This window comes from Streptomyces sp. ISL-98, from assembly GCF_018614055.1.
GTDB classification, from domain to species: domain Bacteria; phylum Actinomycetota; class Actinomycetes; order Streptomycetales; family Streptomycetaceae; genus Streptomyces; species Streptomyces spiramyceticus.
Genome location: NZ_JAGGPB010000004.1, coordinates 172,734 through 196,058, shown reverse-complemented (window position 1 = coordinate 196,058; position 23,325 = coordinate 172,734). Strand labels below are relative to the sequence as shown.

Here is a 23,325-nt window from a genome sequence, read left to right as displayed (position 1 = left end):
CGAACGCGGCGGGTCCGTTCCGTTATCAAGCCGCGTGCCGCAGCCTCTTACGCCCCGGCGCCTCGCGCTTTACTCTGACTCGGAGGTTACTCGCCAGTTAAATACCAGCCAGTCGTGCAGCAGCCGCAGGCCCGGAGGACGTCGTGAGCGACACACAGACCTTGATCGAGAACCGGCCGCCGTCGGTGGCGACCCTTTTCATTGAGCGCGTGGCTGCCACGCCCGATGCCGAGGCTTATCGGTACCCCGTACCGGCCCCCTCGGGGCAGGGGCCCGACACTTGGAAGTCACTGAGCTGGGGCCGGGCGGCCGAGCGGGTGTACGCCGTCGCCGCCGGGCTCATCGACCTCGGCGTCCAGCCCGAGCAGCGGATCGCCCTCGCCTCCAGCACCCGCGTCGAGTGGATCCTCGCCGACCTCGGCGTGATGTGCGCCGGTGCGGCGACGACGACGGTCTACCCGTCCACCAACGCCGAGGAGTCGGCGTACATCCTCGCCGACTCCGAGAGCCGGGTCCTGATCGCGGAGGACGCGGAGCAGCTCGCCAAGGCGCGTGAGCGGCGGGCCGACCTGCCGAACCTCGCTCATGTCGTGGTCATCGACCCCACGGGCGCAGAGCCCGCCGAGGGCGACCCCGAAGGCTGGGTCCTCTCGCTCGCCGACCTGGAGGAGCGCGGGGCGGCGTACCTGGAGAAGCACCCGCAGGCCGTCAGCGAGCGGGTAGACGCGATCAGGGCCGACCAGCTCGCGACGCTGATCTACACCTCGGGCACCACCGGCCGCCCCAAGGGCGTACGGCTGCCGCACGACTGCTGGTCGTACATGGCGAAGGCCACGGTGGGGACCGGCCTGATCACCTCGACGGACGTGCAGTACCTCTGGCTGCCGCTCGCTCACGTCTTCGGCAAGGTGCTGACCTCCGGGCAGATCGAGGCCGGGCATGTCACCGCCGTCGACGGCCGGGTCGACAAGATCATCGAGAATCTGCCGGTGGTCCAGCCGACGTACATGGCCGCCGTGCCGCGCATCTTCGAGAAGGTATACAACGGGGTCGCGGCCAAGGCACGGGCCGGCGGCGGCGCCAAGTACAAGATCTTCCAGTGGGCGGCGGAGGTCGCCCGCGAGTACGCCAAGGTCACGCAGGACAACTTCCGGCGTACGGGCACGGCCTCCGCGCCCTTCGCCCTGTCCGCCAAGCACAAGGTCGCCGACACCCTCGTCTATGCCAAGATCCGCGAGGCCTTCGGCGGCCGGCTGCGGGCCTGCGTGTCCGGCTCGGCGGCCCTCGCGCCCGACATCGGCTTCTTCTTCTCCGGCGCAGGGATCCACATCCTGGAGGGTTACGGACTCACCGAGTCCAGCGCCGCCTCCTTCGTGAACCCCGGCGAGGCCTACCGCACCGGCACGGTCGGCAAGCCGCTGCCCGGCACCGAGGTGCGCATCGCCGACGACGGCGAGATCCTGCTGCGCGGCCCCGGCATCATGGAGGGCTACCACGGGCTGCCCGAGAAGACCGCCGAAGTGCTGGAGTCGGACGGCTGGCTGCACACCGGGGACATCGGCGAGCTGTCCGCGGACGGCTACCTGCGGATCACCGACCGCAAGAAGGACCTGATCAAGACGTCGGGCGGCAAGTACATCGCGCCGGCCGAGGTCGAGGGCCAGTTCAAGGCGGTGTGCCCGTTCGTCTCCAACATCCTGGTGCACGGAGCCGACCGAAACTTCTGCACCGCCCTGATCGCACTCGACGAGCCGACGATCCTCGGCTGGGCCAAGGACAACGGCCTGGAGGGCAAGTCGTACGCCGAAGTGGTGTCCGCCAAGCAGACCGAGCAGCTCATCGAGGGCTATGTGAAGCGGCTCAACGAGGGACTGCAGCGCTGGCAGACCATCAAGAAGTTCCGGCTGCTGCCGCGTGACCTGGACATCGAGCACGGCGAGCTGACGCCCAGCCTCAAGCTCAAGAGGCCGGTCGTCGAGCGCGAGTACAAGAACCTGATCGAAGAGATGTACGCGGGTTCGCGCGAGAACTGAGCGGGAATCAGCGAGAGCCGGGGGACCGGCGAGAACCGGCCGTATCCGGCCGGACCTGCGGGAGTCGATGCGGGCGGGGTCACTGCGACCTCGCCCGCGTCGCTCATTTACGGCCCATTTTGGTGACTCGGTGCTTATGGGCGAGACCAGTCTGTCACTCTGTCCGTGTCATCAGCGGCGTAATGAGAGACCGGCCGGGAGCCGCACTGTGAGGTCCATTCCGAGGCAGCGGGAGAGTACTCACCGCTCGACGCACCTGCCCGACGGCCTGCCCGACCCACGGGCCGCGGCCTGCACCAGCCTGCCCGGCAACCCGCTCGCGGCCGCCGCCGCCCGGCGGTTCGTCCGGGCCGCCCTCGCCGACTGGACCGGGCTCGGACTGCCGCCCGCCGACGGCTTCACCGACCGCCTCGCGGACGACGCGGTTGTCCTCGTCAACGAACTGGTCACCAACGCCGTCGTCCACGCGGGCACCAATGTCGAGCTGGTGTGCCACCTGGAGGAGGCGCGGGACGACGACCCGGCGGCCCTGGTGCTCGAAGTCTCCGACCACCACCCCGCCCGCGTCGTACGGAACGAACCGGCGGGCTCGCTCACCCCCGGCGGCCACGAATTCGGCCGCGGCCTGCACCTCGTCGCCGCCCTCGCCGACTGCTGGGGCGTCACCTACCGCCCCGGCCTCAAGACCGTCTGGGCCCGGCTCTCCATCGAGGGCAGGCCGCCTGGAGCGCTGCCGGTGCCCGCCGAAGGAGCCGACCAGGCGCTCCAGCGCGGGCTGCGCGCCGCCGAGATCCTGGCGCCCGTACAGGGGCGGACGGCGCGGGAGTACGACAGCGACTGGATCAACCGCGGGGCGCTGTCCTTCCTCGCCGAGGCGTCCGACCTGCTCACCGGCCAGTTCGACGAGGACATGGTCGCCGCCCTCGCCGGACAGCTGCTGGTGCCCAGGCTCGCGGACTGGTGCGCGGTGTGGCTGGAGGAGGAGGGGGCCGCGCCCCGGCTCGCCCGCGTCTGGCACCAGCGGGAGAACTGCATGGAGGAGCTGCGCAGGCGCGTCGAGAAGGAGCCGCCCCGCCTGCTGGAAACCGCGCGCGGCGGCCCTGTCCCGGTGCCGTGGCCCGGCGGGGACGAGCCGGGCGGCGGCGACGGCGCGGCGGTCGCCTACCGGCTGATCGCGGGCGGGCGGGGGCTCGGGACGCTGATGCTGGGGCGCTCCGGGCTCATGCGGATGCCCGACGAAGTGACGGGCCTGATCGAGGACTTCGTACGCCGCGTAGCTCTCGCCGTCGCCGCCGCCCGCCAGTACACCCGGCAGGCCACCATCAGCCGCGTCCTCCAGCGGGCGCTCCTGCCGGGACAGATGGCGGACATCCCGGGCATCGCCAAGGCCCTGGTGTACGAGCCGCGAGGGCAGGGCGTCGCGGGCGGCGACTTCTACGACGTGTTCCCCGGCGCGAGCGGCAGCTGGTCCTTCACGCTCGGCGACGTACAGGGCAACGGGCCGGAGGCCGCGGTCGTCACCGGCCTCGTCAGGCCCTGGCTGCGGCTGCTCGCCCGCGAGGGCCGTGGAGTCGGCGTGGTCCTCGACCGGCTCAACCGGCTGCTCCTCGACGACGCGGTCGAGGCGGCGGAAGCCACGGCGAGGATGGCGACGGCGGGCGCCGGGGGCGGGGTGGCGGGGGTGGCCGGAGCAGGGTCAGGAGTGGGGACCGGCTCGGGGCCAGGTGCGGTGCTGGAGGCCACTCAGCCGCGGTTCCTGTCGATCCTGTACGGCGAGTTGGTGCCGCTGGCCGAGGAGGAAGGCGGCGGTGTGCGCTGCACGCTGGCCTGCGCCGGGCATCCGCTGCCGCTCGTCCTGCGGCCCGACGGGAGTGTGCGGCCCGCCGCCGCCTCGCAGATGCTGCTCGGCGTCGTCGAGGACGTCACGTACGAGAGTCAGAGCTTCGTCCTGCGGACGGGCGACACCCTGCTGTGCGTCACGGACGGCGTGACCGAGCGGCGCTCCGGACGGCGCATGTTCGACGACGCGGACGGGCTTGCCTCGGCGCTCGGGCGGTGCGTCGGGCTGAGCGCACAGGGGGTTGCCGAGCGGATCATGCGCGAGGTGCACGATTTCTCGCCGGTGCCGCCCGACGACGACGTGGCGCTGCTGGTCCTCCAGGCGCTTTGACGGCAGCTGTGACAATAGGGGTATGCCTTCCGTACTGCCCGATGGTGAGCCCATGCCCGAAGACGGGGCGCTTCCGCCGCACGCCCTGACCGGTGCGGGGGAGCGACCGCTCGGCTTCTACCTGCACGTTCCGTACTGCGCGACGCGCTGCGGGTACTGCGACTTCAACACATACACGGCGACCGAGCTGCGTGGCTCGGGCGGTGCGCTGGCCTCGCGCGACAACTACGCCGACACGCTGGTGGAGGAGGTGCGGCTGGCGCGCAAGGTGCTGGGCGACGACCCCCGTCCGGTACGGACCGTGTTCGTGGGCGGCGGTACGCCGACGCTGCTCGCTGCGGGCGATCTCGTACGGATGCTGGGAGCGATCCGGGACGAGTTCGGGCTGGCCGAGGACGCGGAGATCACCACGGAGGCGAATCCGGAGTCGGTCAATCCGGCGTATCTGGCGGAGCTGAGGGCCGGTGGCTTCAACCGGGTCTCGTTCGGGATGCAGAGCGCGAAGCAGCACGTGCTGAAGATTCTGGACCGTACGCATACGCCGGGCCGGCCGGAGGCGTGTGTCGCGGAGGCGCGGGCGGCGGGCTTCGAGCACGTGAATCTTGACCTGATCTACGGCACGCCGGGCGAGAGCGACGCGGACTGGCAGGCGTCGCTCGACGCGGCCATCGGGGCCGGTCCTGACCACGTCAGTGCGTACGCGCTGATCGTGGAGGAAGGGACGCAGCTGGCGCGGCGGATCCGGCGGGGCGAGGTGCCGATGACGGACGACGACGTACACGCCGACCGGTACCTGATGACGGAGTCCGCGCTGTCCGGGGCGGGTTTTGAGTGGTACGAGGTGTCGAACTGGGCCACCTCGGACGCTGCGCGGTGCCTGCACAACGAGCTGTACTGGCGCGGGGCGGACTGGTGGGGCGCGGGCCCTGGCGCCCACAGCCATCTGGGCGGGGTGCGCTGGTGGAACGTCAAGCACCCCGGTGCGTATGCGCAGGCGCTGGGGGAGGGGCGGTCGCCGGGGGCGGGGCGGGAGGTGCTCGCTGCGGAGGATCGGCGCGTGGAGCGCATCCTGCTGGAGCTGCGGCTCCGCGACGGCTGCCCGCTGTCCTTGCTGGCCCCTGCGGGGCGGGGCGCGGCGGAGCGTGCGGTAAGGGACGGGCTCCTGGCGAGTGCTCCTTACGCAGCGGGGCGGGCGGTGCTTACTTTGCGGGGGCGGTTGCTGGCGGATGCGGTGGTTCGGGACCTGGTGGACTGAGGCCGAGTGGCTGAGGGGTGCGGGTGCGCTGTGCCGTGCCGGTTGCCTGCGGCGCAGTTCCCCTACCCGCCCCTTCCCGGCTGTGACATTTGCGGACGCCCTTGAGGGCCGGGGAGGGGCGGGGTGGGGAAGAGACTGCCCTGGCCCCAGGATCAAGCGCCGGGCGCCGTTACGAAGTCGATCAGCTCTTCCACTCGGCCCAGCAGCGCCGGCTCCAGGTCCTTGTACGAGCGGACCCCCGCCAGGATCCGCTGCCACGCCGCCCCTGTGTTCTCCGGCCAGCGCAGCGCCCGGCACACCCCCGTCTTCCAGTCCTCACCGTGCGGGACCTTCGGCCACGCCGCGATGCCCACCGACGACGGTTTCACCGCCTCCCAGACGTCGATATAGGGGTGGCCGACCACCAGGACGTCCGCGCCCGTCACCTGTGCCGCGATGCGGGACTCCTTCGAGCCCGGGACCAGGTGGTCTACCAGGATGCCCAGGCGGGCGTCGGCGGCCGGGGCGAAGTCCGTGACGATCGCGGGGAGGTCGTCGATGCCCTCCAGGTACTCGACGACCACGCCCTCGATGCGGAGGTCGTCGCCCCAGACCCGCTCCACCAGCTCCGCGTCGTGGCGCCCTTCGACGTAGATACGGCCGGCGCGCGCGACCCTCGCCCTCGCCCCCGGTACGGCGAGCGAGCCCGACGCCGTGCGCGTCGCGGTCCGCGCGGGTGCCGCGGGGCGTACCAGCGTGACGACCCGGCCCTCCAGCAGGAAGCCGCGCGGGGTCAGCGGGAACACCCGGTGCTTGCCGAAGCGGTCCTCCAGGGTCACCGTCCCCGCCTCGCACCGGATCACCGCTCCGCAGAACCCTGTCGTGACCTCCTCCACGACCAGATCCGGTTCGGCGGGGACCTCAGGAGCGGGGGCGGTCTTCTTCCAGGGGGGCGTCAGATCGGGCCCGTACTGTCTGCTGCGCATTCGGCCGACGATAGTGCCGACGACAGTTCCGTACCGTCCGTCTCACGAGACGCCGAAGCGCGCCGCCAACTCGTCCCGCTGCGCGCGGACATACGCCGCGTCCACCACCGCCCCGTGCCCCGGTACGTACACCGCGTCCTCGCCGCCCAGCGACAGCAGCCGGTCCAGTGCGCCCGGCCAGCTCGACGGGTGCGCGTCCGGGCCCGCCTGCGGGGTGCCCGACTCCTCCACCAGGTCGCCGCAGAAGACGACCTCGGGGCTGCCCGGCACCAGGACCACCAGGTCGTGGCCGCTGTGGCCGGGGCCGACGTTCGCCAACAGCACCTGGCGGCCGCCGCCCAGGTCGAGCGTCCATTCGCCGGAGACCTTGTGGTGCGGCACGACCAGTACGTCCACGGCCTCTGCGGCAGCCGCCCGGTCGACGCCGTGCTGCATCGCGTCGTGCCGCAGCTCGTCGCGGCTCCGCGTCAGCACCCCGTCGATACCGACCGCCCCGTACACCTCGGTCCCCGCGAACGCCGCCGTCCCCAGCACATGATCGAAATGGGGGTGGGTGAGGGCGATATGCGTCACTCTCCGGCCCAGCAGCCGCTCCGCCTCGCCGCGCAGTTCCGCGCCCTCGCGAAGCGTCGAACCCGTGTCGATCAGAAGGGCTCCGCCGGACCCCGCGACGAGGCCGGTCGTCGCGTCCCACACGGGCAAACGCCGTCGGCCCACCCCCGGGGCGAGCCGCTCCCAGCCTGCCTCTTCCCAACTGACGTCCATACCGAGACGCTAGACCCAACCCGGGGCCCCTCGCCCGCTGAACAGCGCCGTCGCACCATAACGTGACCGGCCGCCCTTGCTAGGGGCCCACCTCCCCGCCGTACACTGGCTCGGGGGTTTGCTGGCACTCCCACGAGGCGAGTGCCAAAGCCGGCACCGACGAACGACAGCTGGAGGTGTGCGCGATGCTCAGCGAACGCAGACTCGAGGTGCTTCGCGCCATCGTCCAGGACTACGTGGGCACCGAGGAGCCCGTCGGCTCCAAGGCGCTCACCGAGCGGCACAAGCTCGGCGTGTCCCCGGCCACCGTGCGCAACGACATGGCGGCCCTGGAGGACGAAGGTTTCATCGCGCAGCCTCATACGAGCGCCGGGCGCATCCCGACGGACAAGGGTTACCGCCTGTTCGTCGACAAGCTTGCGGGCGTCAAGCCCCTGTCGTCGCCCGAGCGCCGCGCCATCCAGAACTTCATGGACGGAGCGGTCGACCTCGACGACGTCGTGGCCCGTACGGTCCGGCTGCTCGCGCAGCTGACCCGGCAGGTCGCCGTCGTGCAGTACCCCTCGCTCACGCGGTCGACAGTGCGGCACGTGGAGCTGCTTTCGCTCGCTCCTGCCCGGGTGATGCTCGTACTCATCACGGACACCGGCCGGGTTGAGCAGCGCATGATCGACTGCCCTGCGCCGTTCGGCGAGACGTCCCTCGCGGACCTTCGGGCGCGGCTCAACAGCCGGGTCGTGGGGCGCCGCTTCGCGGACGTACCGCAACTGGTGCAGGACCTCCCCGAATCCTTCGAGACGGAGGACAGGGCAACCGTCACGACGGTGCTCGCCTCCCTCATGGAGACCCTGGTCGAGGAGACCGAGGAGCGGCTGATGATCGGCGGCACCGCCAATCTCACCCGCTTCGGGCATGATTTTCCCCTCACCATCCGGCCGGTGCTGGAGGCGCTGGAGGAGCAGGTCGTGCTCCTCAAGCTGCTAGGTGAGGCCAAGGACTCGGGCATGACCGTACGAATCGGGCACGAGAACGCCCATGAAGGGCTGAGCTCCACGTCCGTCGTCGCAGTCGGCTACGGTTCGGGCGACGAAGCAGTCGCCAAACTCGGCGTGGTCGGACCGACCCGCATGGACTACCCCGGAACGATGGGAGCGGTACGCGCAGTGGCACGTTACGTCGGACAGATCCTGGCGGAGTCGTAAGTGGCCACGGACTACTACGCCGTACTCGGCGTGCGCCGCGACGCTACTCAGGACGAGATCAAGAAGGCATTCCGGCGGTTGGCGCGTGAGCTCCACCCGGACGTGAATCCCGATCCCAAGACGCAAGAGCGCTTCAAGGAGATCAACGCCGCGTACGAGGTGTTGTCGGACCCGCAGAAGAAGCAGGTCTACGACCTCGGCGGCGACCCCCTCTCGCAGGCGGGCGCCGGAGCCGGCGGCTTCGGCCAGGGCGGCTTCGGGAACTTCTCGGACATCATGGACGCCTTCTTCGGTACGGCGTCGCAGCGTGGGCCGAGGTCGCGTACGCGGCGCGGCCAGGACGCGATGATCCGGCTGGAGATCGACCTCAACGAGGCGGCCTTCGGCACGACGAAGGACATCCAGGTCGACACCGCCGTGGTGTGTACGACCTGCTCCGGTGAGGGCGCGGCGCCGGGCACCTCGGCCCAGACCTGCGACATGTGCCGCGGTCGCGGCGAGGTCTCGCAGGTCACCCGGTCCTTCCTGGGCCAGGTCATGACCTCGCGGCCCTGCCCCCAGTGCCAGGGCTTCGGCACGGTCGTGCCGACCCCGTGCCCGGAGTGCGCCGGCGACGGCCGCGTACGGTCGCGTCGCACGCTCACGGTCAAGATCCCGGCCGGTGTCGACAACGGCACGCGGATCCAGCTCGCGGGCGAGGGCGAGGTCGGCCCGGGCGGCGGCCCCGCCGGTGACCTGTACGTCGAGATCCACGAGCTGCCGCACGCGGTGTTCCAGCGGCGCGGCGACGATCTGCACTGCACGGTGACGATCCCCATGACGGCGGCGGCGCTGGGCACGAAGTGCCCGCTGGAGACGCTCGACGGGGTGGAGGAGATCGACGTACGACCGGGCACGCAGTCCGGCCAGTCGATCCCGCTGCACGGGCGCGGCATCACGCACCTGCGGGGCGGCGGCCGCGGCGACCTGATCGTGCACGTCGAGGTGCTGACCCCGTCGAAGATGGACCCGCAGCAGGAGGACCTGCTGCGCCAGCTCGCGAAGCTGCGCGGGGAGGAACGGCCCACGGGTCAGTTCCAGCCCGGGCAGCAGGGTCTCTTCTCGCGCCTGAAGGATGCTTTCAACGGGCGGTGAGTCGGCTCGGCCGGGGGTCCGGGGGTTGGCCCCCGGGAGATGCAGCAACGGGCGCTGAGCCCGTCGCCCGCCCGTGCGGAAGGCTGGATTCGGCGCAGTGCGGAGGGCATGAAACTATGCGTTCATGTCCTCCGCACTGACCGATCTCTGCCGTTATCCGATCGTGCAGGCCCCCATGGCGGGCGGTGCCTCCAGTCCGCAGCTCGTTGCCGCCGTCTCCGAGGCCGGTGGTCTCGGCTTTCTTGCCGCCGGGTACAAAACCGCGGACGGCATGTACGAGGAGATCAAGCAGCTGCGGGGGCTGACGAGCCGTCCCTTCGGCGTCAATCTCTTCATGCCGCAGCCCGGCAACGCCGACCCCGCCTCCATCGAGGTCTACCGCCACCAGCTCGCCGGCGAGGCCGACTGGTACCAGACGCCCCTCGGTGAGCCGGACAACGGCGCCGACGACGGCTACGAGGCCAAGCTGGCCATCCTCATCGACGACCCCGTCCCCGTCGTCTCCTTCACTTTCGGCTGCCCCACTCGCTCCGTCCTGGACGCCTTCGCGAAAGCCGGCACTGTCACGATCGTGACGGTCACCACGCCCGAAGAGGCCCAGGCCGCGCAGTGGAGCGGCGCCGACGCCGTGTGCGTACAGGGCATCGAGGCGGGCGGCCACCAGGGCACGCACCGCGACGACCCCCAGAGCGACGGCAACGGGATCGGCCTGCTGTCTCTCGTCACGCAGGTCCGCGAGACCGTACAGCTGCCGATCGTCGCGGCGGGCGGCCTGATGCGCGGCGCGCAGATCGCGGCGGTACTGGCGCTGGGCGCGGAGGCGGCGCAGCTCGGTACGTCGTTCCTGGTCTGCCCCGAGTCGGGCGCGAACGCACTGCACAAGCAGGCCATGACGAACCCGCTGTTCGTACGTACGGAACTCACCCGGGCCTTCTCCGGCCGCCCCGCCCGAGGCCTCGTCAACCGCTTCATGCGCGAGCACGGCCCGTACGCCCCCGCCGCCTACCCCCAGGTGCACCACATCACCGCCGGCCTGCGCAAGGCCGCGGCCAAGTCGGGCGACGCGCAGGGCATGGCGCTGTGGGCGGGCCAGGGGCACCGGCTGGCGCGTGAGATGCCCGCCGGGCAGCTGGTCGAGGTCCTGGCCGCCGAGATCGACGCCGCGCGGGCCACGCTGGCGCTCGGAGCAGGATCATGACGGCGCCGGTTTTCGTGGTCGACAAGCTGTCGGCGGGGCCGGGGGGACGGTTCGTGCTGGACGGTCCCGAGGGGCGGCACGCCGTATCCGTGAAGCGGCTGCGCGCGGGCGAGGACGTCGTACTGACGGACGGTCTCGGGCGCTGGGCGGACTGTGTCGTACGGGAGACGGAGGGCAAGGACCGCCTGGTGGTCCAGATGGACGCGGTCTCCGAGGAGCCCGAACCCACCCCCCGTATCACCGTCGTCCAGGCGCTCCCGAAGGGCGACAGGGGCGAAGTCGCCGTCGAGACCATGACGGAGACCGGGGTCGACGCGATCGTGCCGTGGCAGGCGTCGCGCTGCATCACGCAGTGGCGGGGCGACCGGGGCCTCAAGTCGCTCGCCAAGTGGCGTGCGACGGCGCGCGAGGCGGGCAAGCAGTCGCGCCGGGTGCGGTTCCCGGAGGTCGCGGACGCGATGAGCACGAAACAGGTTGGCGCACTTCTCGCCACTGCGGATTTCGCGGCCGTGCTCCACGAGGACCGGGACTGCGACAGCGGGGCGCTGGCCACTGTGCCGCTGCCCGCAGAGGGGTCGATCGTGCTGGTGGTCGGGCCTGAAGGGGGCGTGTCTCCGGAGGAGTTGGCAGTGTTCGCGGAGGCGGGGGCGGGGCCGTACCGGCTGGGGAGCACGGTGCTGCGTACGTCGACTGCGGGGACGGCTGCGGCGGCACTCCTGCTGGGACGCACGGGCCGCTGGTCCTGACCTCATTGCGGCAACTTCGGCCCGTTGGGGTTCCTGCACCCCAACGTGGCCGCAAGTCGTCTGTTCCGGCCGGGGGCCCGGTGGCAGGCTGCCGCCCATGCAGGCATTGACGCGACTCCGGCACCGGCGCACCCTCGCAGCCCTCGGCATCGCCGCTGCGTCAGCCGTCGGCGTCTCGGCCTGCGAACCAGGAGCCGATGGGCTGAGTTCGGTGGCCGTGGCCATGACCACCGACCAGACCGGCACGCGTGCCCTGGAGCGCGCCGGCGTCGACGTGCAGTGGATGAGCTGCACGTCGACGGTCGGCGAGGAGCGCGGCAAGGGCACCGCCAAGTCGACGCCCTCCGCCCCCGACTTCGCGACCGTCACCTGCGAGGGCGAGACAAAGGACGGCAAGGACATCCGCATCGACGGCAAGGTGACCGACGAGCGCGACGGACGGTGCGTGCGCGGCGACCTGACCGCCAAAGTGGCGGGCAGGACCGTCTTCCAGGCCAACGTGCTCGGCAACTGCAACGCCGCGTCGCCGACCACCACCTCTCCGGACCGCCCGACCGTGACGGTCACTGTCACTACCACCGTCACCGCCGGTCCGCCCGGCAAGTGACCGACGGGCCGGTGGGCAGCGGGCGTTGGGCGCTTCGTAGGCTGTCGCCATGCCCGACGAGTCCCCCTTGATCCAAAGCCTGCGCGCGGCTGTCGCGGCCGCCCCCGGCGACGTACCCCTGCGGCTGCATCTGGCCGAACTGCTGCTGGCCGCAGGGCAGAGCGACGCGGCCGTGACGGAGGCGGCGACCGCACTGACGCACGCCCCGGGCGATGCACAGGCGCGGGAGCTGATGGTGCGGGCGATGGGCGGCGCCCCGAAAGCCCCCGCAGCCCCAACAAACGCGGCAGCCCCAACAAACGCGGCAGCCCCCACAACGCCGCCGCCCCCGCAGACACCTCCCACCCCCGACTTCGACTGGCAGGCAGCCGAGCAGGAGGTCGGCGGGATCGTGCCCCCGCGCTTCGTCGCACCAGAAGGGGGCGACGGCGCCGGGCTCGAAGCGCCGCTCGCCGCCGACGGGCGTGGCGACCCCGGTGACGCCTCCGCCTGGGACATCGAAGCGCCGGGAGCCGTGCGGCTCGCCGACGTCGGCGGAATGCAGGACGTCAAGGACCGGCTCGAAGCCGCCTTCCTCGCCCCCATGCGCAACCCCGAGCTCCGCAAACTCTTCGGCAAGAGCCTGCGCGGCGGCCTGCTGCTGTACGGGCCGCCCGGCTGCGGCAAGACCTTCATCGCCCGCGCCGTCGCCGGTGAACTGGGCGCATCGTTCATGTCCGTCTCGCTCAGCGACGTACTCGACATGTACATCGGGCAGTCCGAGCAGAACGTCCACGACGTCTTCCAGACCGCCCGCCGCAAGGCCCCCTGCGTCGTCTTCCTCGACGAACTGGACGCGCTCGGCGCCAAGCGCAGCCGTTCCCACCACAGCGGACTGCGCAACGCCGTCAACCAGCTGCTCGTCGAACTCGACGGCGTGGACGGCCAGAACGAGGGCGTCTTCGTCCTCGCCGCCACCAACGTCCCCTGGGACGTGGACATCGCACTGCGCCGCCCCGGACGCCTGGACCGCACCCTCCTCGTCCTGCCGCCCGACGAGCCCGCCCGCGAGGCCATCCTCCGCTACCACCTGCGCGAACGGCCCATCGAGTCCGTCGACTTGGGCAAGCTCGTCAAGGCGACCGACGGCTTCTCCGGCGCCGACCTCGCGCACGTCTGCGACTCCGCGTCCGAGACCGCGCTGCTCGACTCGGCCCGCACCGGCACAGTCCGCATGATCGGTATGAAGGACCTGCTGAGCGCGGCCAGGCAGATCCGCCCCTCCACCGACCCCTGGTTCGCGTCGGCCCGCAATGTCGCCATGTTCGCCAACGACGGAGGTACGTACGACGACCTCCTCGCCTACCTGAAGAAGAAGCGAAAGCTGTGAGCATCTGGTTCGAGAGAGCGGCGATGCGACGCTCATGAATGCCGAAGCCACCCTTGAGCGGGCGGAAACGCTCTTCGATCTGGGCCGGTACGCCCCGTGCGCAGCCCTCCTCGGCCCGCACATCGCGAGCCACCCCGACGACGCCGAGGCGCTGAACCTCCTCGCGCGCTGTCTGCGCCGCCTCGGCGACAAGGCCGGTGCGCTGCGGGCCGTGGACGACGCGCTGCGCTGCGACCCGATGAGCCGGAGTTCCTGGATCGTACGGGCCGACACGCTCGCCGACTTCGGCGCGATGGCCGACGCCGAACGCTCCGCACGCGAGGCCATCAGGCTCGACCCGGGCCACTGGGGCGGCCACGCCACGCTGGCTTCCGTGCTGAGCCGGGCCAACAGCGGGCGCGGCAGCCGGGGCGACAAGCGGCGCGGCAGGGAGGCGTACGACTGTGCCAGGCATGCCGTGTCGCTGGCGCCCGAAACGGCGTACGCGCACTGCCTGGTCGGCATCACCGCCCACGAGCTGCGCCAGTACAAGATCGCGGAGGAGGCGTATCGTACGGCGCTGCGCCTCGACCCGGAGGACGCCACCGCCCGCCACAACCTGGCCCTGCTGGAGCTGAAGCACCGCTTCCGTCGGCGCGGCGCCTGGTCCAGGGCGGTCGAGGGCTTCGCCGAGGCGGCGACCCTGGACCTGGAGGACCGCGACGCGCGGTACAACCTGGAGGTCATGGCCTGGCGGACCGCTGCGAGCGCCCGCTGGATCGGGTCACTGGCCCTGGGCATCGCCCTGGCGACCCAGGCGAGCGGCACCGACGGGATGGTCGTGGGCCTGCCGCTGTTCGTGGCGGTCTGGGCCGCCTGGGGCCTGTGGATACGCCGCCGCGTCCCCCAGCGGCTGCGCACCCCGATGCTGCAACTCGCCCGCCGCTGCCCGCCCGTGATGACGATGGCGTGCGCCGTGGGGTGGCTGGGCACGGTGGGGCTGGTGCTCGCCGCGGTGCCGGGGCTGCCGGACTGGTCGATGGGGGCGCTGGTCACTCCCACGATCTGGCTGATGTTCCTCGCGTACTGGATCAGCAGGTCGATGCTCAAGAGGCGCATGCCGTAGGACGGATAGCATGCGGCCATACTTGATCGGTACATCCTGATTCAGCCGCATCCCAGGAGGCCAGGACCATGACCACAACGGGACAACCGCAGGCGGACTGCCTGTTCTGCAAGATCGTCTCGGGGGAGGTGCCGGCGACCGTCGTCCGTGAGACGGAGACGACCGTCGCGTTCCGCGACATCAACCCCCAGGCCCCTACGCACGTCCTGGTCATCCCCAAGGTGCACCACAGGGACGCCGCCGCACTCGCCGCCGCCGAGCCGCAGATTGTCGCCGACCTGCTGATCGAGGCGGGCAAGGTCGCCGCCGACGACAAGGTCGACGCCACCGGCTACCGCGTCGTCTTCAACACGGGTACGGGCGCGGGCCAGACGGTCTTCCACGCGCACGCCCATGTGCTCGGCGGCCGCGGTCTCAACTGGCCCCCCGGATAAGGTAATTCTGTGTCTGTACGAGAACTGGTGGTCCTCGGCACCGCCAGTCAGGTCCCCACCCGCCACCGCAATCACAACGGCTACCTGCTGCGCTGGGACGGCGAGGGCATCCTCTTCGATCCCGGCGAGGGCACCCAGCGCCAGATGCTGCGTGCCGGTGTCGCCGCGCACGACCTGAACCGGATCTGCGTCACGCACTTCCACGGCGACCACTCGCTAGGCCTCGCCGGCGTGATCCAGCGCATCAACCTCGACCGGGTCCCGCACCCCGTCGCCGCGCACTACCCGGCGAGCGGGCAGCGCTTCTTCGACCGCCTGCGGTACGCCACGGCCTACCGCGAGACGGTGCCGCTGGAGCAGGTGCCGGTCTCCACCGACGGTCCGGTGGCCACGGCGCCTTCGTACGTCCTGGAGGCGCGCAGGCTCTCGCACCCCGTCGAGTCGTACGGCTACCGCCTCGTCGAGCCGGACGGGCGCCGGATGCTGCCTGAGCTGCTCGCCGAGCACGGCATCAAGGGCCCGGACGTCGGCCGCATCCAGCGCGAGGGAGAGCTGGGCGGGGTCACGCTCGACCAGGTCAGCGAGGTGCGCCGGGGGCAGCGGTTCGCCTTCGTGATGGACACCCGGCTGTGCGACGGGGCGTTCGCCCTCGCCGAGGGGTGCGACATGCTCGTCATCGAGTCGACCTTCCTCGACGAGGACGAGCTGCTGGCGCTCGACCACGGCCACCTGACGGCGGGCCAGGCGGCCCGAGTGGCACGCGAGTCGGGCGTACGCCATCTCGTGCTGACCCACTTCTCGCAGCGCTACAACGACCCGGAAGTCTTCGAACGGCAGGCCCGCAGGGCCGGTTTCGACGGCGAACTGACCGTGGCCGCCGACCTGTTGCGGGTTCCCCTGCCCAAGCGCCACCTCTGAACGCTACTCTGCATCTCCATACATGGCCTTCGTTCACATATGGAGATGAGCTTTTGTGGCGGACCTGACCATCACCGATGTCCGGCTGACCCCCGTCCTCATCTCCGACCCACCCCTCCTCAACGTCCAGGGTGTGCACCAGCCGTACACGCCACGCCTGGTCGTCGAGGTCGTCACGGCCGACGGGACCACCGGCGTCGGTGAGACGTACGGCGACACCAAATATCTGGAACTGGCCCGCCCGTACGCCGAGCTGCTGCCCGGCCACTCGGTCGCGGATCTGAACGGACTCCACACGCTCGCCCAGCAGGTCGGCGTCGACGACGCCCGCGTGGAGCACGCCATCGACGTCGGCGGGCTGCGCGGCGTACAGACCGCCGACAAGCTGCGGCTGTCCGTCGTGTCCGCCTTCGAGGTGGCCTGCCTGGACGCGCTCGGCAAGGCGTACGGGCTGCCCGTTCACGCACTGCTCGGCGGGAAGGTCCGCGACCACGTCGAGTACAGCGCGTACCTCTTCTACCGCTGGGCGGCGCACCCGGGCGGTGCGGGCGAGAGTGACGACTGGGGCGCGGCGCTCGACCCGGCGGGGATCGTCGCGCAGGCGCGGCGCTTCGTACGGGACCACGGCTTCCGTTCCTTCAAGCTCAAGGGCGGAGTCTTCGCGCCCGAGCAGGAGATCGCCGCCGTCCGGGCGCTCGCCGAGGCCTTCCCGGGGCAGCCGCTGCGGCTCGACCCCAACGGGGCCTGGTCTCCCGGGACTTCGCTCAGGGTCGCCAAGGAGCTCGAAGGGCTGCTGGAATACCTGGAGGATCCCGCGCCGGGCACCTCTGCCATGGCCGAGGTCTCGGCGGGTACGGACGTACCGCTCGCCACCAATATGTGCGTGACGACCTTCCCCGAGATCCGCCAGGCATTCCTCACCGACGCTGTGCAGGTGGTGCTCTGTGACCACCACTACTGGGGAGGCTTGCGCAACACCCGCGAACTGGCCGCCGTCTGCCGGACCTTCGGCGTCGGCCTGTCCATGCACTCCAACACCCACATGGGCATCAGCCTCGCCGCGATGACTCAGGTCGCCGCCACCGTCACCGACCTGGACCACTCCTGCGACAGTCACTACCCCTGGCAGACGGAGGACGTCATCACCCGGCGCCACACCTTCGAGGACGGCAGGCTGGAGGTCTCCGACGCCCCCGGCCTCGGCATCGATCTGGACCGCGAGGCCCTGGACCGGCTGCATCGCCGCTGGCTCGACGAAGCGGCGTACGGCGCGATGCGCGACCGCGACGACGCCGCCGCGATGCGCCGGGCCGAGGGTCGCGAGGACTGGACGGCGCCCGCGCTGCCCCGCTGGTGACACACGAGAAGTGACTGTCTGATTACCGCGAGCTCCCGTGGGTGGGTATCGGGCACACTGGCTGAATCCGCACCACACCACGGGAGCGCACGGTGAGTACGTACGCAGCGAGCACCGACCACGGCAGACAGCGCGACGAGGCCGCGCACCTCGATCCTCTGGACGGTCTGCGCGCCCCCGACGACCCCTGCTGCGACGTCTTCCTCACCGGCACGGTCTTCCTCGACATCATCTTCACCGGCCTCGACAGCGCCCCGGTGCGCGGCACCGAATCCTGGGCGCGCGGCATGGGTTCCAGCCCCGGCGGCGTGGCCAACATGGCCACCGCACTGGCCCGCCTCGGCCTCCGTACGTCCCTGGCGGCGGCCTTCGGAGACGACCACTACGGCGAGTACTGCTGGGACGCCCTCGCCCAGGGCGAAGGCATCGACCTGAAGATGTCACGCACGGTCCCTGGCTGGCACTCGCCGGTCACCGTCTCCATGGCGTACGAGGGCGAGCGGACCATGGTCTCCCACGGCCACGAGGCCCCGCCGCCCGCCGAGCCCGGGCCCTTCCCCGACTGCCCGCCCCGCGCGCGTGCCGCCATCGCCGCCCTCACCCCCGGCCGGACGGAGGAGTGGATCGCCTCCGCCGCCGGCCGGGGCGCCAAGATCTTCGCCGACGTGGGCTGGGACGAAACGGGCCGCTGGGAGCTGTCGGGCCTCGCCGACCTGGAGCACTGCGAGGCGTTCCTGCCCAACGCCGAGGAGGCGATGCGCTACACCCGCACCGACTGCCCGCGCGCGGCCGCCCGCGCCTTGGCCGAGAAGGTGCCGGTCGCCGTCGTGACACTGGGCGCGGAGGGTGCGTACGCCGTGGACGGGGCGACCGGGGAGACGGCGGAGGTCCCAGCCATCGCCGTCGAGGCACTGGACCCGACCGGCGCAGGTGACGTCTTCGTCGCCGGATTCGTCACCGGTACGCTCGCGGGCTGGCCGCTCGCCGACCGGCTGGCCTTCGCCGGGCTGACCGCCGCCCTGTCGGTGCAGGAATTCGGCGGCTCCCTGTCGGCGCCCGGCTGGACCGAGATCGCCGCCTGGTGGCAGCAGGTGCAGGCGTGCGACGGGCAGGACCCGGAGGCGCTGCGCAGGTACGCGTTCCTGGAGGGGCTCCTGCCGACGGCCACCCGGGTGTGGCCGCTGCCCAGGGCGGTGCCGACGATCGGCTTCCGCAGGCCCGCTTAGGGGGTGTCCGGCGAACGCCTGCACAACCGCCTGCACAGCAGCCTGCGTAACCGCTCGGTACCGAGTGCGGGAGCGCGCCCGAAAAGCCCTCGGCGTTGTCAGTGCACCGTCGTACGCTGGTATTCGAGAGGTTGTCGATCAGCGAGAACCCCGCAACGGGAGGTATGTGCAGGCCACAGTGCCGGCCCATGACTCAGACACCCACACAACCGCAGGCCCGCGCCCAGTTCACCGTTCCTGCCAGGCACCCGATGGTGACGGTTCTGGGTTCCAGCGACTCCCTGTTGCGCGTGATCGAGAAGGCATTCCCGGCCGTTGACATACATGTCCGGGGGAATGAGGTCAGTGCGACCGGTGACGCAGCCGATGTCGCCCTGATCCAGCGCCTGTTCGACGAGATGATGCTGGTGCTCCGCACCGGACTGCCGATGACGGAGGACGCAGTGGAACGCTCGATCGCCATGCTCAGGGCGACAGCCAACGGCACCGCCGGGGAACTGGACACCGAGACCCCGGCCGAGGTGCTCACCCAGAACATCCTGTCCAGCCGCGGTCGGACCATCCGCCCCAAGACGCTCAACCAGAAGCGGTACGTCGACGCCATCGACAAGCACACCATCGTCTTCGGCATCGGCCCCGCCGGTACGGGCAAGACCTATCTCGCCATGGCCAAGGCGGTCCAGGCCCTGCAGTCCAAGCAGGTCAACCGGATCATCCTGACCAGGCCCGCCGTCGAGGCGGGTGAGCGGCTCGGCTTCCTGCCGGGCACGCTCTACGAGAAGATCGACCCGTATCTGCGCCCGCTCTACGACGCGCTGCACGACATGCTCGACCCCGACTCGATCCCGCGCCTGATGGCCGCGGGCACGATCGAGGTCGCCCCGCTGGCGTACATGCGAGGCCGCACACTCAACGACGCGTTCATCATCCTGGACGAGGCGCAGAACACCAGCGCCGAACAGATGAAGATGTTCCTGACGAGGCTCGGCTTCGACTCGAAGATCGTCGTCACGGGTGACGTCACGCAGGTCGACCTGCCGGGCGCGACGAAGAGCGGTCTGCGCCAGGTCGTGGACATCCTGGACGGCGTCGACGATGTGCACTTCTCCCGGCTCACGTCGCAGGATGTCGTCCGGCACAAGCTCGTCGGCCGTATCGTCGACGCGTACGAGCAGTACGACGACCGCAACGGGTCGTGACATTTTAAAGCGGGAGTAACCCAGCACCATGTCGATCGACGTCAACAACGAGTCCGGAACCGAGGTCGACGAGCAGGCGATCCTCGACATCGCCCGCTACGCACTCACCCGGATGCGGATCCACCCGCTCTCCGAACTCTCGGTGATCGTCGTGGACACGGCCGCCATGGAGCAGCTCCACATGCAGTGGATGGACCTCCCGGGTCCGACCGATGTCATGTCCTTCCCGATGGACGAGCTCCGTCCGCCGTCACGGGACGATGACGCCGCGGAGCCCCCGCAGGGGCTCCTCGGCGACATCGTGCTCTGCCCGGAGGTCGCCCAGAAGCAGGGTGAGGACGCCGAGACGCAGCACTCCATGGACGAGGAGCTCCAGCTCCTGACCGTCCATGGCGTGCTGCATCTTCTCGGTTACGACCACGAGGAGCCGGACGAGAAGGCCGAGATGTTCGGACTTCAGGCGGCGATCGTCGACGGCTGGAGGTCGGAGAAGGGCATCACAGGTCCGTCGCCCGCACCGACAGTTTCATGACCGCGCAACTGATCATCGGCGCGGTCCTGCTGGTTGTCGTCGCCTGGCTGGCCGCCTGCGCGGAGGCGGGCCTCGCCCGCGTCTCCAGCTTCCGGGCCGCCGAGGCCGTACGGTCCGGCCGGCGCGGCAGCGCCAAGCTGGCCCAGGTCGCCTCCGACCCGACCCGCTACCTCAACGTCGCCCTGCTGATGCGGGTCGCCTGCGAAATGGCTGCCGGCGTCCTCGTGACGTACGTCTGTCTGCAGGAGTTCGACGAGACGTGGGAGGCGCTGACCGTCGCCATCGGGGTGATGGTCCTCGTGTCGTACGTCGCCGTGGGCGTCTCGCCGCGCACCATCGGCCGCCAGCACCCGATCAACACGGCGACGGCGTCCGCGTACGTACTGCTCCCGCTCGCCCGCGTGATGGGCCCGATCCCGCAGCTGCTGATCCTCATCGGCAATGCGATGACCCCCGGCAAGGGCTTCCGCAAAGGCCCCTTCGCCAGTGAGGCCGAACTGCGGGCGATGGTCGACCTGGCCGAGCAGGAGTCCCTGATCGAGGACGACGAGCGCCGCATGGTGCACTCCGTCTTCGAGCTCGGCGACACGCTCGTACGCGAAGTCATGGTCCCCAGGACCGACCTGATCTCCATCGAGCGCTTCAAGACGATCCGCCAGACCCTCACCCTCGCCCTGCGCTCCGGCTTCTCCCGCATCCCGGTGACCGGCGAGAACGAGGACGACATCGTCGGCATCGTCTATCTCAAGGACCTGGTCAGGAAGACCCACATCAACCGTGAGTCGGAGTCCGACCTGGTCTCCACCGCGATGCGCCCCGCCGTCTTCGTCCCCGACACGAAGAACGCGGGCGACCTGCTGCGCGAGATGCAGCAGGAGCGCAACCATGTCGCCGTCGTCATCGACGAGTACGGCGGCACGGCGGGCATCGTCACCATCGAGGACATCCTCGAAGAGATCGTCGGCGAGATCACCGACGAGTACGACCGTGAACTGCCGCCCGTGGAGGAGCTGGACGACGGCTGCTACCGGGTGACCGCCAGGCTCGACATCGGGGACCTCGGCGAGCTCTTCGGCTTCGACGAGTTCGACGACGAGGACGTGGAAACGGTCGGCGGCCTGCTCGCCAAGGCGCTCGGCCGTGTGCCGATCGCGGGCGCGTCCGCGACCGTGGCCCTCCCCGACGGGCGCTCTCTGCGCCTCACCGCGGAGTCCCCGGCCGGCCGCAGGAACAAGATCGTGACCGTGCTTGTGGAGCCGGAGGAGAAGGCAGCAGCATGACACCGCAGGAGCTCAGGGCGTTCTGTCTGGAATTCAACGCGGCGACCGAGGAGTTCCCCTTCGGCCCGGAGACGTCCGTCTTCAAGGTCCTCGGGAAGCTCTTCGCGCTGAGCTCGCTGGACGCCGAGCCTCTCGCCGTGAACCTCAAGTGCGAGCCGGAGATCGCGGTGCAACTCCGCGAGGAGCACCCGGAGATCGCCCCCGGCTATCACATGAACAAACGCCACTGGAACACGGTCAATGTCGGCGGATCGCTCCCGGACCGTATGGTCCGGGAGCTGATCGAGGACTCGTACGACCTGGTGGTGGCCGGCCTCCCGAAGGCGGAGCGCCTGCGGCTCGACCGGCCCTGAACCAGCGGAGCGCCTGCCGCTCGACCGGCCTGAACCACCCGGTCAGGCCCGCCGGTTACGGAGCCCCACCGCGATCAGCAGCGCCGCCGCCAGCACGATCGTCGCGTCCACGGCGAGGACCGTGCGTACACCGCCGAAGAGATCGCCCTGCGTCGTCGCCAGCACACCGAGCAGCGGAATGCCGATCGTGAGGCCGACCTGCTGGGTGGTGGTGACCAGGCCGGTCGCCAGGCCCTGCTCCTCGTCCGGGACGCCGGACGTCACGATCAGCCCGTACGAGATGATCGCGCCCAGGTGGCACATGCTCGCCAGCGAGACAGCCGCGGTCGCGAGCAGGGCGCCCGATTCGGTGCCCACGGCCAGCAGGGCGGCGACGAACAGGCCCTGGCCCAGCAGCGAGCCGACAAGCACGCGGCGCGCGCCGAAGCGGCCGATGAACTTGGCGGCGTAGCCACCGGCGACGGCCGACAGCGCACCCTGGACGCCGAAGACGAGGCCCGTCCGGAAGGCGGAGAGCTTCAGTACCTCCTGGAGATACAGGGTCAGTACGAAGACGACGGTGCTCATCATCGCGAACGTCACCAGACCGCCCAGATTGCCCCAGGCCACCGTCCGGCGCCGCAGCATCGGCAGCGAGACCAGAGGCTCGGCGGAACGGGACTCGACGTACACGAACGCGGCCAGTAGGGCGATGCCGACGATCAGCGTCACCAGGACGTCCGCGCCGCCGAAGCCGCGCTCGGCCGCCGTCGACAGGGCGTAGATCAGTGCGAGCAGGCCGCCGGTGACGGTGACCGCGCCGGGGATGTCCAGGCGGGGCTGCTCGGAGACGGGGGCACCTCCCATGCCTTCAGGGCGATGGGGGATGGACTCGGTCAGCAGGCCCGGCGCCAGTACGAGCACGATGACGGCGGCGACGGCCAGCAGACCCATCGTCGAGCGCCAGCCGAGGGTGTCCGTCATCACGCCCCCGAGCACCATGCCGACGGTGAAGCCCAGCGAGAGCAGGGTGCCGCTGATGCCCAACGCCCGGTCGCGCTGCGGGCCTTCGGGGAAGGTGGTGGTCAGCAGCGACATGCCGGTCGGCACGATCGCGGCCGCGCCCAGACCCTGCAGCGCCCGCCCGGTCAGGAACGACGCCGGGTCCCAGGCGAAGGTGGCCAGCAGCGAGGCAGCGCCGAAGACGGCAAGACCGCCGAGGAACAGCTTCCGCCGCCCGTACAGATCGGCGATCCGGCCGAAGAGCAGCAGGAATCCGCCGGAGGGGAGGGCGAAAGCGGTGACCGCCCACTGCAGCGCGGACTGGCTCATGCCGAGGTCCTTGCCGAGGACGGGCAGCGCGACATTCAGTACGGAGAAGTCGAGGGCCACCATGAACTGGGCGGCGCACAGCACGAAAAGGATCAGCTTCGCGCGACCGGAGAGTCGTGGTGGCGCGGTGGTCGGAGCGGAAGGGAGGGATGCGTCGATTGCCATG

At 70.6% G+C, this 23,325-nt stretch carries 21 protein-coding genes; 18 read left to right on the top strand and 3 right to left on the bottom strand.

Going from position 1 to position 23,325, the window contains the following annotated elements:
• Positions 1 to 143 precede the first annotated feature (143 nt).
• The 3 genes from J7I98_RS04130 (at position 144) to hemW (ending at position 5,458) form a co-directional block, all read left to right on the top strand.
• A complete protein-coding gene (locus J7I98_RS04130; RefSeq protein WP_214917757.1) occupies positions 144 to 2,033 on the top strand; it encodes a long-chain fatty acid--CoA ligase in 1,890 nt (629 codons plus the stop codon).
• A 208-nt stretch (positions 2,034 to 2,241) separates the two neighbouring features.
• Positions 2,242 to 4,203, top strand: a complete 1,962-nt coding sequence (locus J7I98_RS04125) for a SpoIIE family protein phosphatase (protein ID WP_374225064.1) — start codon at positions 2,242 to 2,244, stop codon at positions 4,201 to 4,203.
• Positions 4,204 to 4,225: 22 nt separating this feature from the next.
• Positions 4,226 to 5,458 (top strand): radical SAM family heme chaperone HemW, encoded by a 1,233-nt coding sequence (gene hemW / locus J7I98_RS04120; protein WP_214917741.1) that lies wholly within the window; start codon positions 4,226 to 4,228, stop codon positions 5,456 to 5,458.
• A gap of 152 nt (positions 5,459 to 5,610) precedes the next feature.
• Here hemW and J7I98_RS04115 read toward each other — a convergent pair whose 3' ends face one another.
• Together J7I98_RS04115 and J7I98_RS04110 are read right to left on the bottom strand one after the other, a co-directional pair.
• Positions 5,611 to 6,423, bottom strand: a complete 813-nt coding sequence (locus J7I98_RS04115) for a DUF3097 domain-containing protein (RefSeq protein ID WP_214917695.1) — start codon at positions 6,421 to 6,423, stop codon at positions 5,611 to 5,613.
• A gap of 42 nt (positions 6,424 to 6,465) precedes the next feature.
• A complete protein-coding gene (locus J7I98_RS04110; protein WP_214917692.1) occupies positions 6,466 to 7,188 on the bottom strand; it encodes an MBL fold metallo-hydrolase in 723 nt (240 codons plus the stop codon).
• 185 nt (positions 7,189 to 7,373) lie between these two features.
• On the opposite strand from J7I98_RS04110, the gene hrcA reads away from it, so the two are divergent.
• From hrcA to J7I98_RS04035, 15 genes are all read left to right on the top strand, one after another.
• Positions 7,374 to 8,390: a heat-inducible transcriptional repressor HrcA gene (gene hrcA, locus J7I98_RS04105; RefSeq protein WP_214917688.1), complete on the top strand. Its 1,017-nt coding sequence runs from the start codon at positions 7,374 to 7,376 to the stop codon at positions 8,388 to 8,390.
• Positions 8,391 to 9,524, top strand: a complete 1,134-nt coding sequence (gene dnaJ / locus J7I98_RS04100) for a molecular chaperone DnaJ (protein ID WP_214917684.1) — start codon at positions 8,391 to 8,393, stop codon at positions 9,522 to 9,524.
• A gap of 124 nt (positions 9,525 to 9,648) precedes the next feature.
• Complete coding sequence (locus tag J7I98_RS04095) at positions 9,649 to 10,722, top strand: nitronate monooxygenase (RefSeq protein ID WP_214917681.1); 1,074 nt, start codon at positions 9,649 to 9,651, stop codon at positions 10,720 to 10,722.
• Positions 10,719 to 11,468, top strand: coding sequence for a 16S rRNA (uracil(1498)-N(3))-methyltransferase (locus J7I98_RS04090; protein WP_214917677.1), 750 nt, complete (start codon positions 10,719 to 10,721; stop codon positions 11,466 to 11,468). The genes J7I98_RS04095 and J7I98_RS04090 overlap by 4 nt, the downstream gene beginning before the upstream one ends.
• A gap of 97 nt (positions 11,469 to 11,565) precedes the next feature.
• Positions 11,566 to 12,075, top strand: a complete 510-nt coding sequence (locus J7I98_RS04085; protein WP_251020091.1) for a hypothetical protein — start codon at positions 11,566 to 11,568, stop codon at positions 12,073 to 12,075.
• A 49-nt stretch (positions 12,076 to 12,124) separates the two neighbouring features.
• Entirely contained in the window at positions 12,125 to 13,444 is a 1,320-nt protein-coding gene (locus J7I98_RS04080) for a 26S protease regulatory subunit (protein ID WP_214917675.1), read from the top strand.
• A 34-nt stretch (positions 13,445 to 13,478) separates the two neighbouring features.
• The gene (locus J7I98_RS04075) at positions 13,479 to 14,549 is read left to right on the top strand and encodes a tetratricopeptide repeat protein (RefSeq protein ID WP_214917672.1); all 1,071 of its coding nucleotides are present in this window, start codon (positions 13,479 to 13,481) and stop codon (positions 14,547 to 14,549) included.
• A 68-nt stretch (positions 14,550 to 14,617) separates the two neighbouring features.
• Positions 14,618 to 14,983 (top strand): histidine triad nucleotide-binding protein, encoded by a 366-nt coding sequence (locus tag J7I98_RS04070; protein WP_214917669.1) that lies wholly within the window; start codon positions 14,618 to 14,620, stop codon positions 14,981 to 14,983.
• A 9-nt stretch (positions 14,984 to 14,992) separates the two neighbouring features.
• A complete protein-coding gene (locus J7I98_RS04065; RefSeq protein ID WP_214917666.1) occupies positions 14,993 to 15,901 on the top strand; it encodes a ribonuclease Z in 909 nt (302 codons plus the stop codon).
• Between the two features lie 55 nt (positions 15,902 to 15,956).
• Positions 15,957 to 17,258 (top strand): enolase C-terminal domain-like protein, encoded by a 1,302-nt coding sequence (locus J7I98_RS04060; protein ID WP_214917663.1) that lies wholly within the window; start codon positions 15,957 to 15,959, stop codon positions 17,256 to 17,258.
• Between the two features lie 92 nt (positions 17,259 to 17,350).
• Positions 17,351 to 18,484, top strand: a complete 1,134-nt coding sequence (locus J7I98_RS04055) for a PfkB family carbohydrate kinase (RefSeq protein WP_214917660.1) — start codon at positions 17,351 to 17,353, stop codon at positions 18,482 to 18,484.
• A gap of 188 nt (positions 18,485 to 18,672) precedes the next feature.
• Positions 18,673 to 19,683, top strand: a complete 1,011-nt coding sequence (locus tag J7I98_RS04050; RefSeq protein WP_214917649.1) for a PhoH family protein — start codon at positions 18,673 to 18,675, stop codon at positions 19,681 to 19,683.
• A gap of 28 nt (positions 19,684 to 19,711) precedes the next feature.
• Positions 19,712 to 20,215, top strand: coding sequence for an rRNA maturation RNase YbeY (ybeY, locus tag J7I98_RS04045; protein WP_214917646.1), 504 nt, complete (start codon positions 19,712 to 19,714; stop codon positions 20,213 to 20,215).
• The gene (locus J7I98_RS04040; protein WP_214917633.1) at positions 20,212 to 21,495 is read left to right on the top strand and encodes a hemolysin family protein; all 1,284 of its coding nucleotides are present in this window, start codon (positions 20,212 to 20,214) and stop codon (positions 21,493 to 21,495) included. The genes ybeY and J7I98_RS04040 overlap by 4 nt, the downstream gene beginning before the upstream one ends.
• Positions 21,492 to 21,848, top strand: a complete 357-nt coding sequence (locus tag J7I98_RS04035) for an MmcQ/YjbR family DNA-binding protein (RefSeq protein ID WP_214917630.1) — start codon at positions 21,492 to 21,494, stop codon at positions 21,846 to 21,848. The genes J7I98_RS04040 and J7I98_RS04035 overlap by 4 nt, the downstream gene beginning before the upstream one ends.
• 42 nt (positions 21,849 to 21,890) lie before the next feature.
• Here J7I98_RS04035 and J7I98_RS04030 read toward each other — a convergent pair whose 3' ends face one another.
• Positions 21,891 to 23,324 (bottom strand): MFS transporter, encoded by a 1,434-nt coding sequence (locus J7I98_RS04030; protein WP_214917616.1) that lies wholly within the window; start codon positions 23,322 to 23,324, stop codon positions 21,891 to 21,893.
• Between the last annotated feature and the right edge of the window lies 1 nt (position 23,325).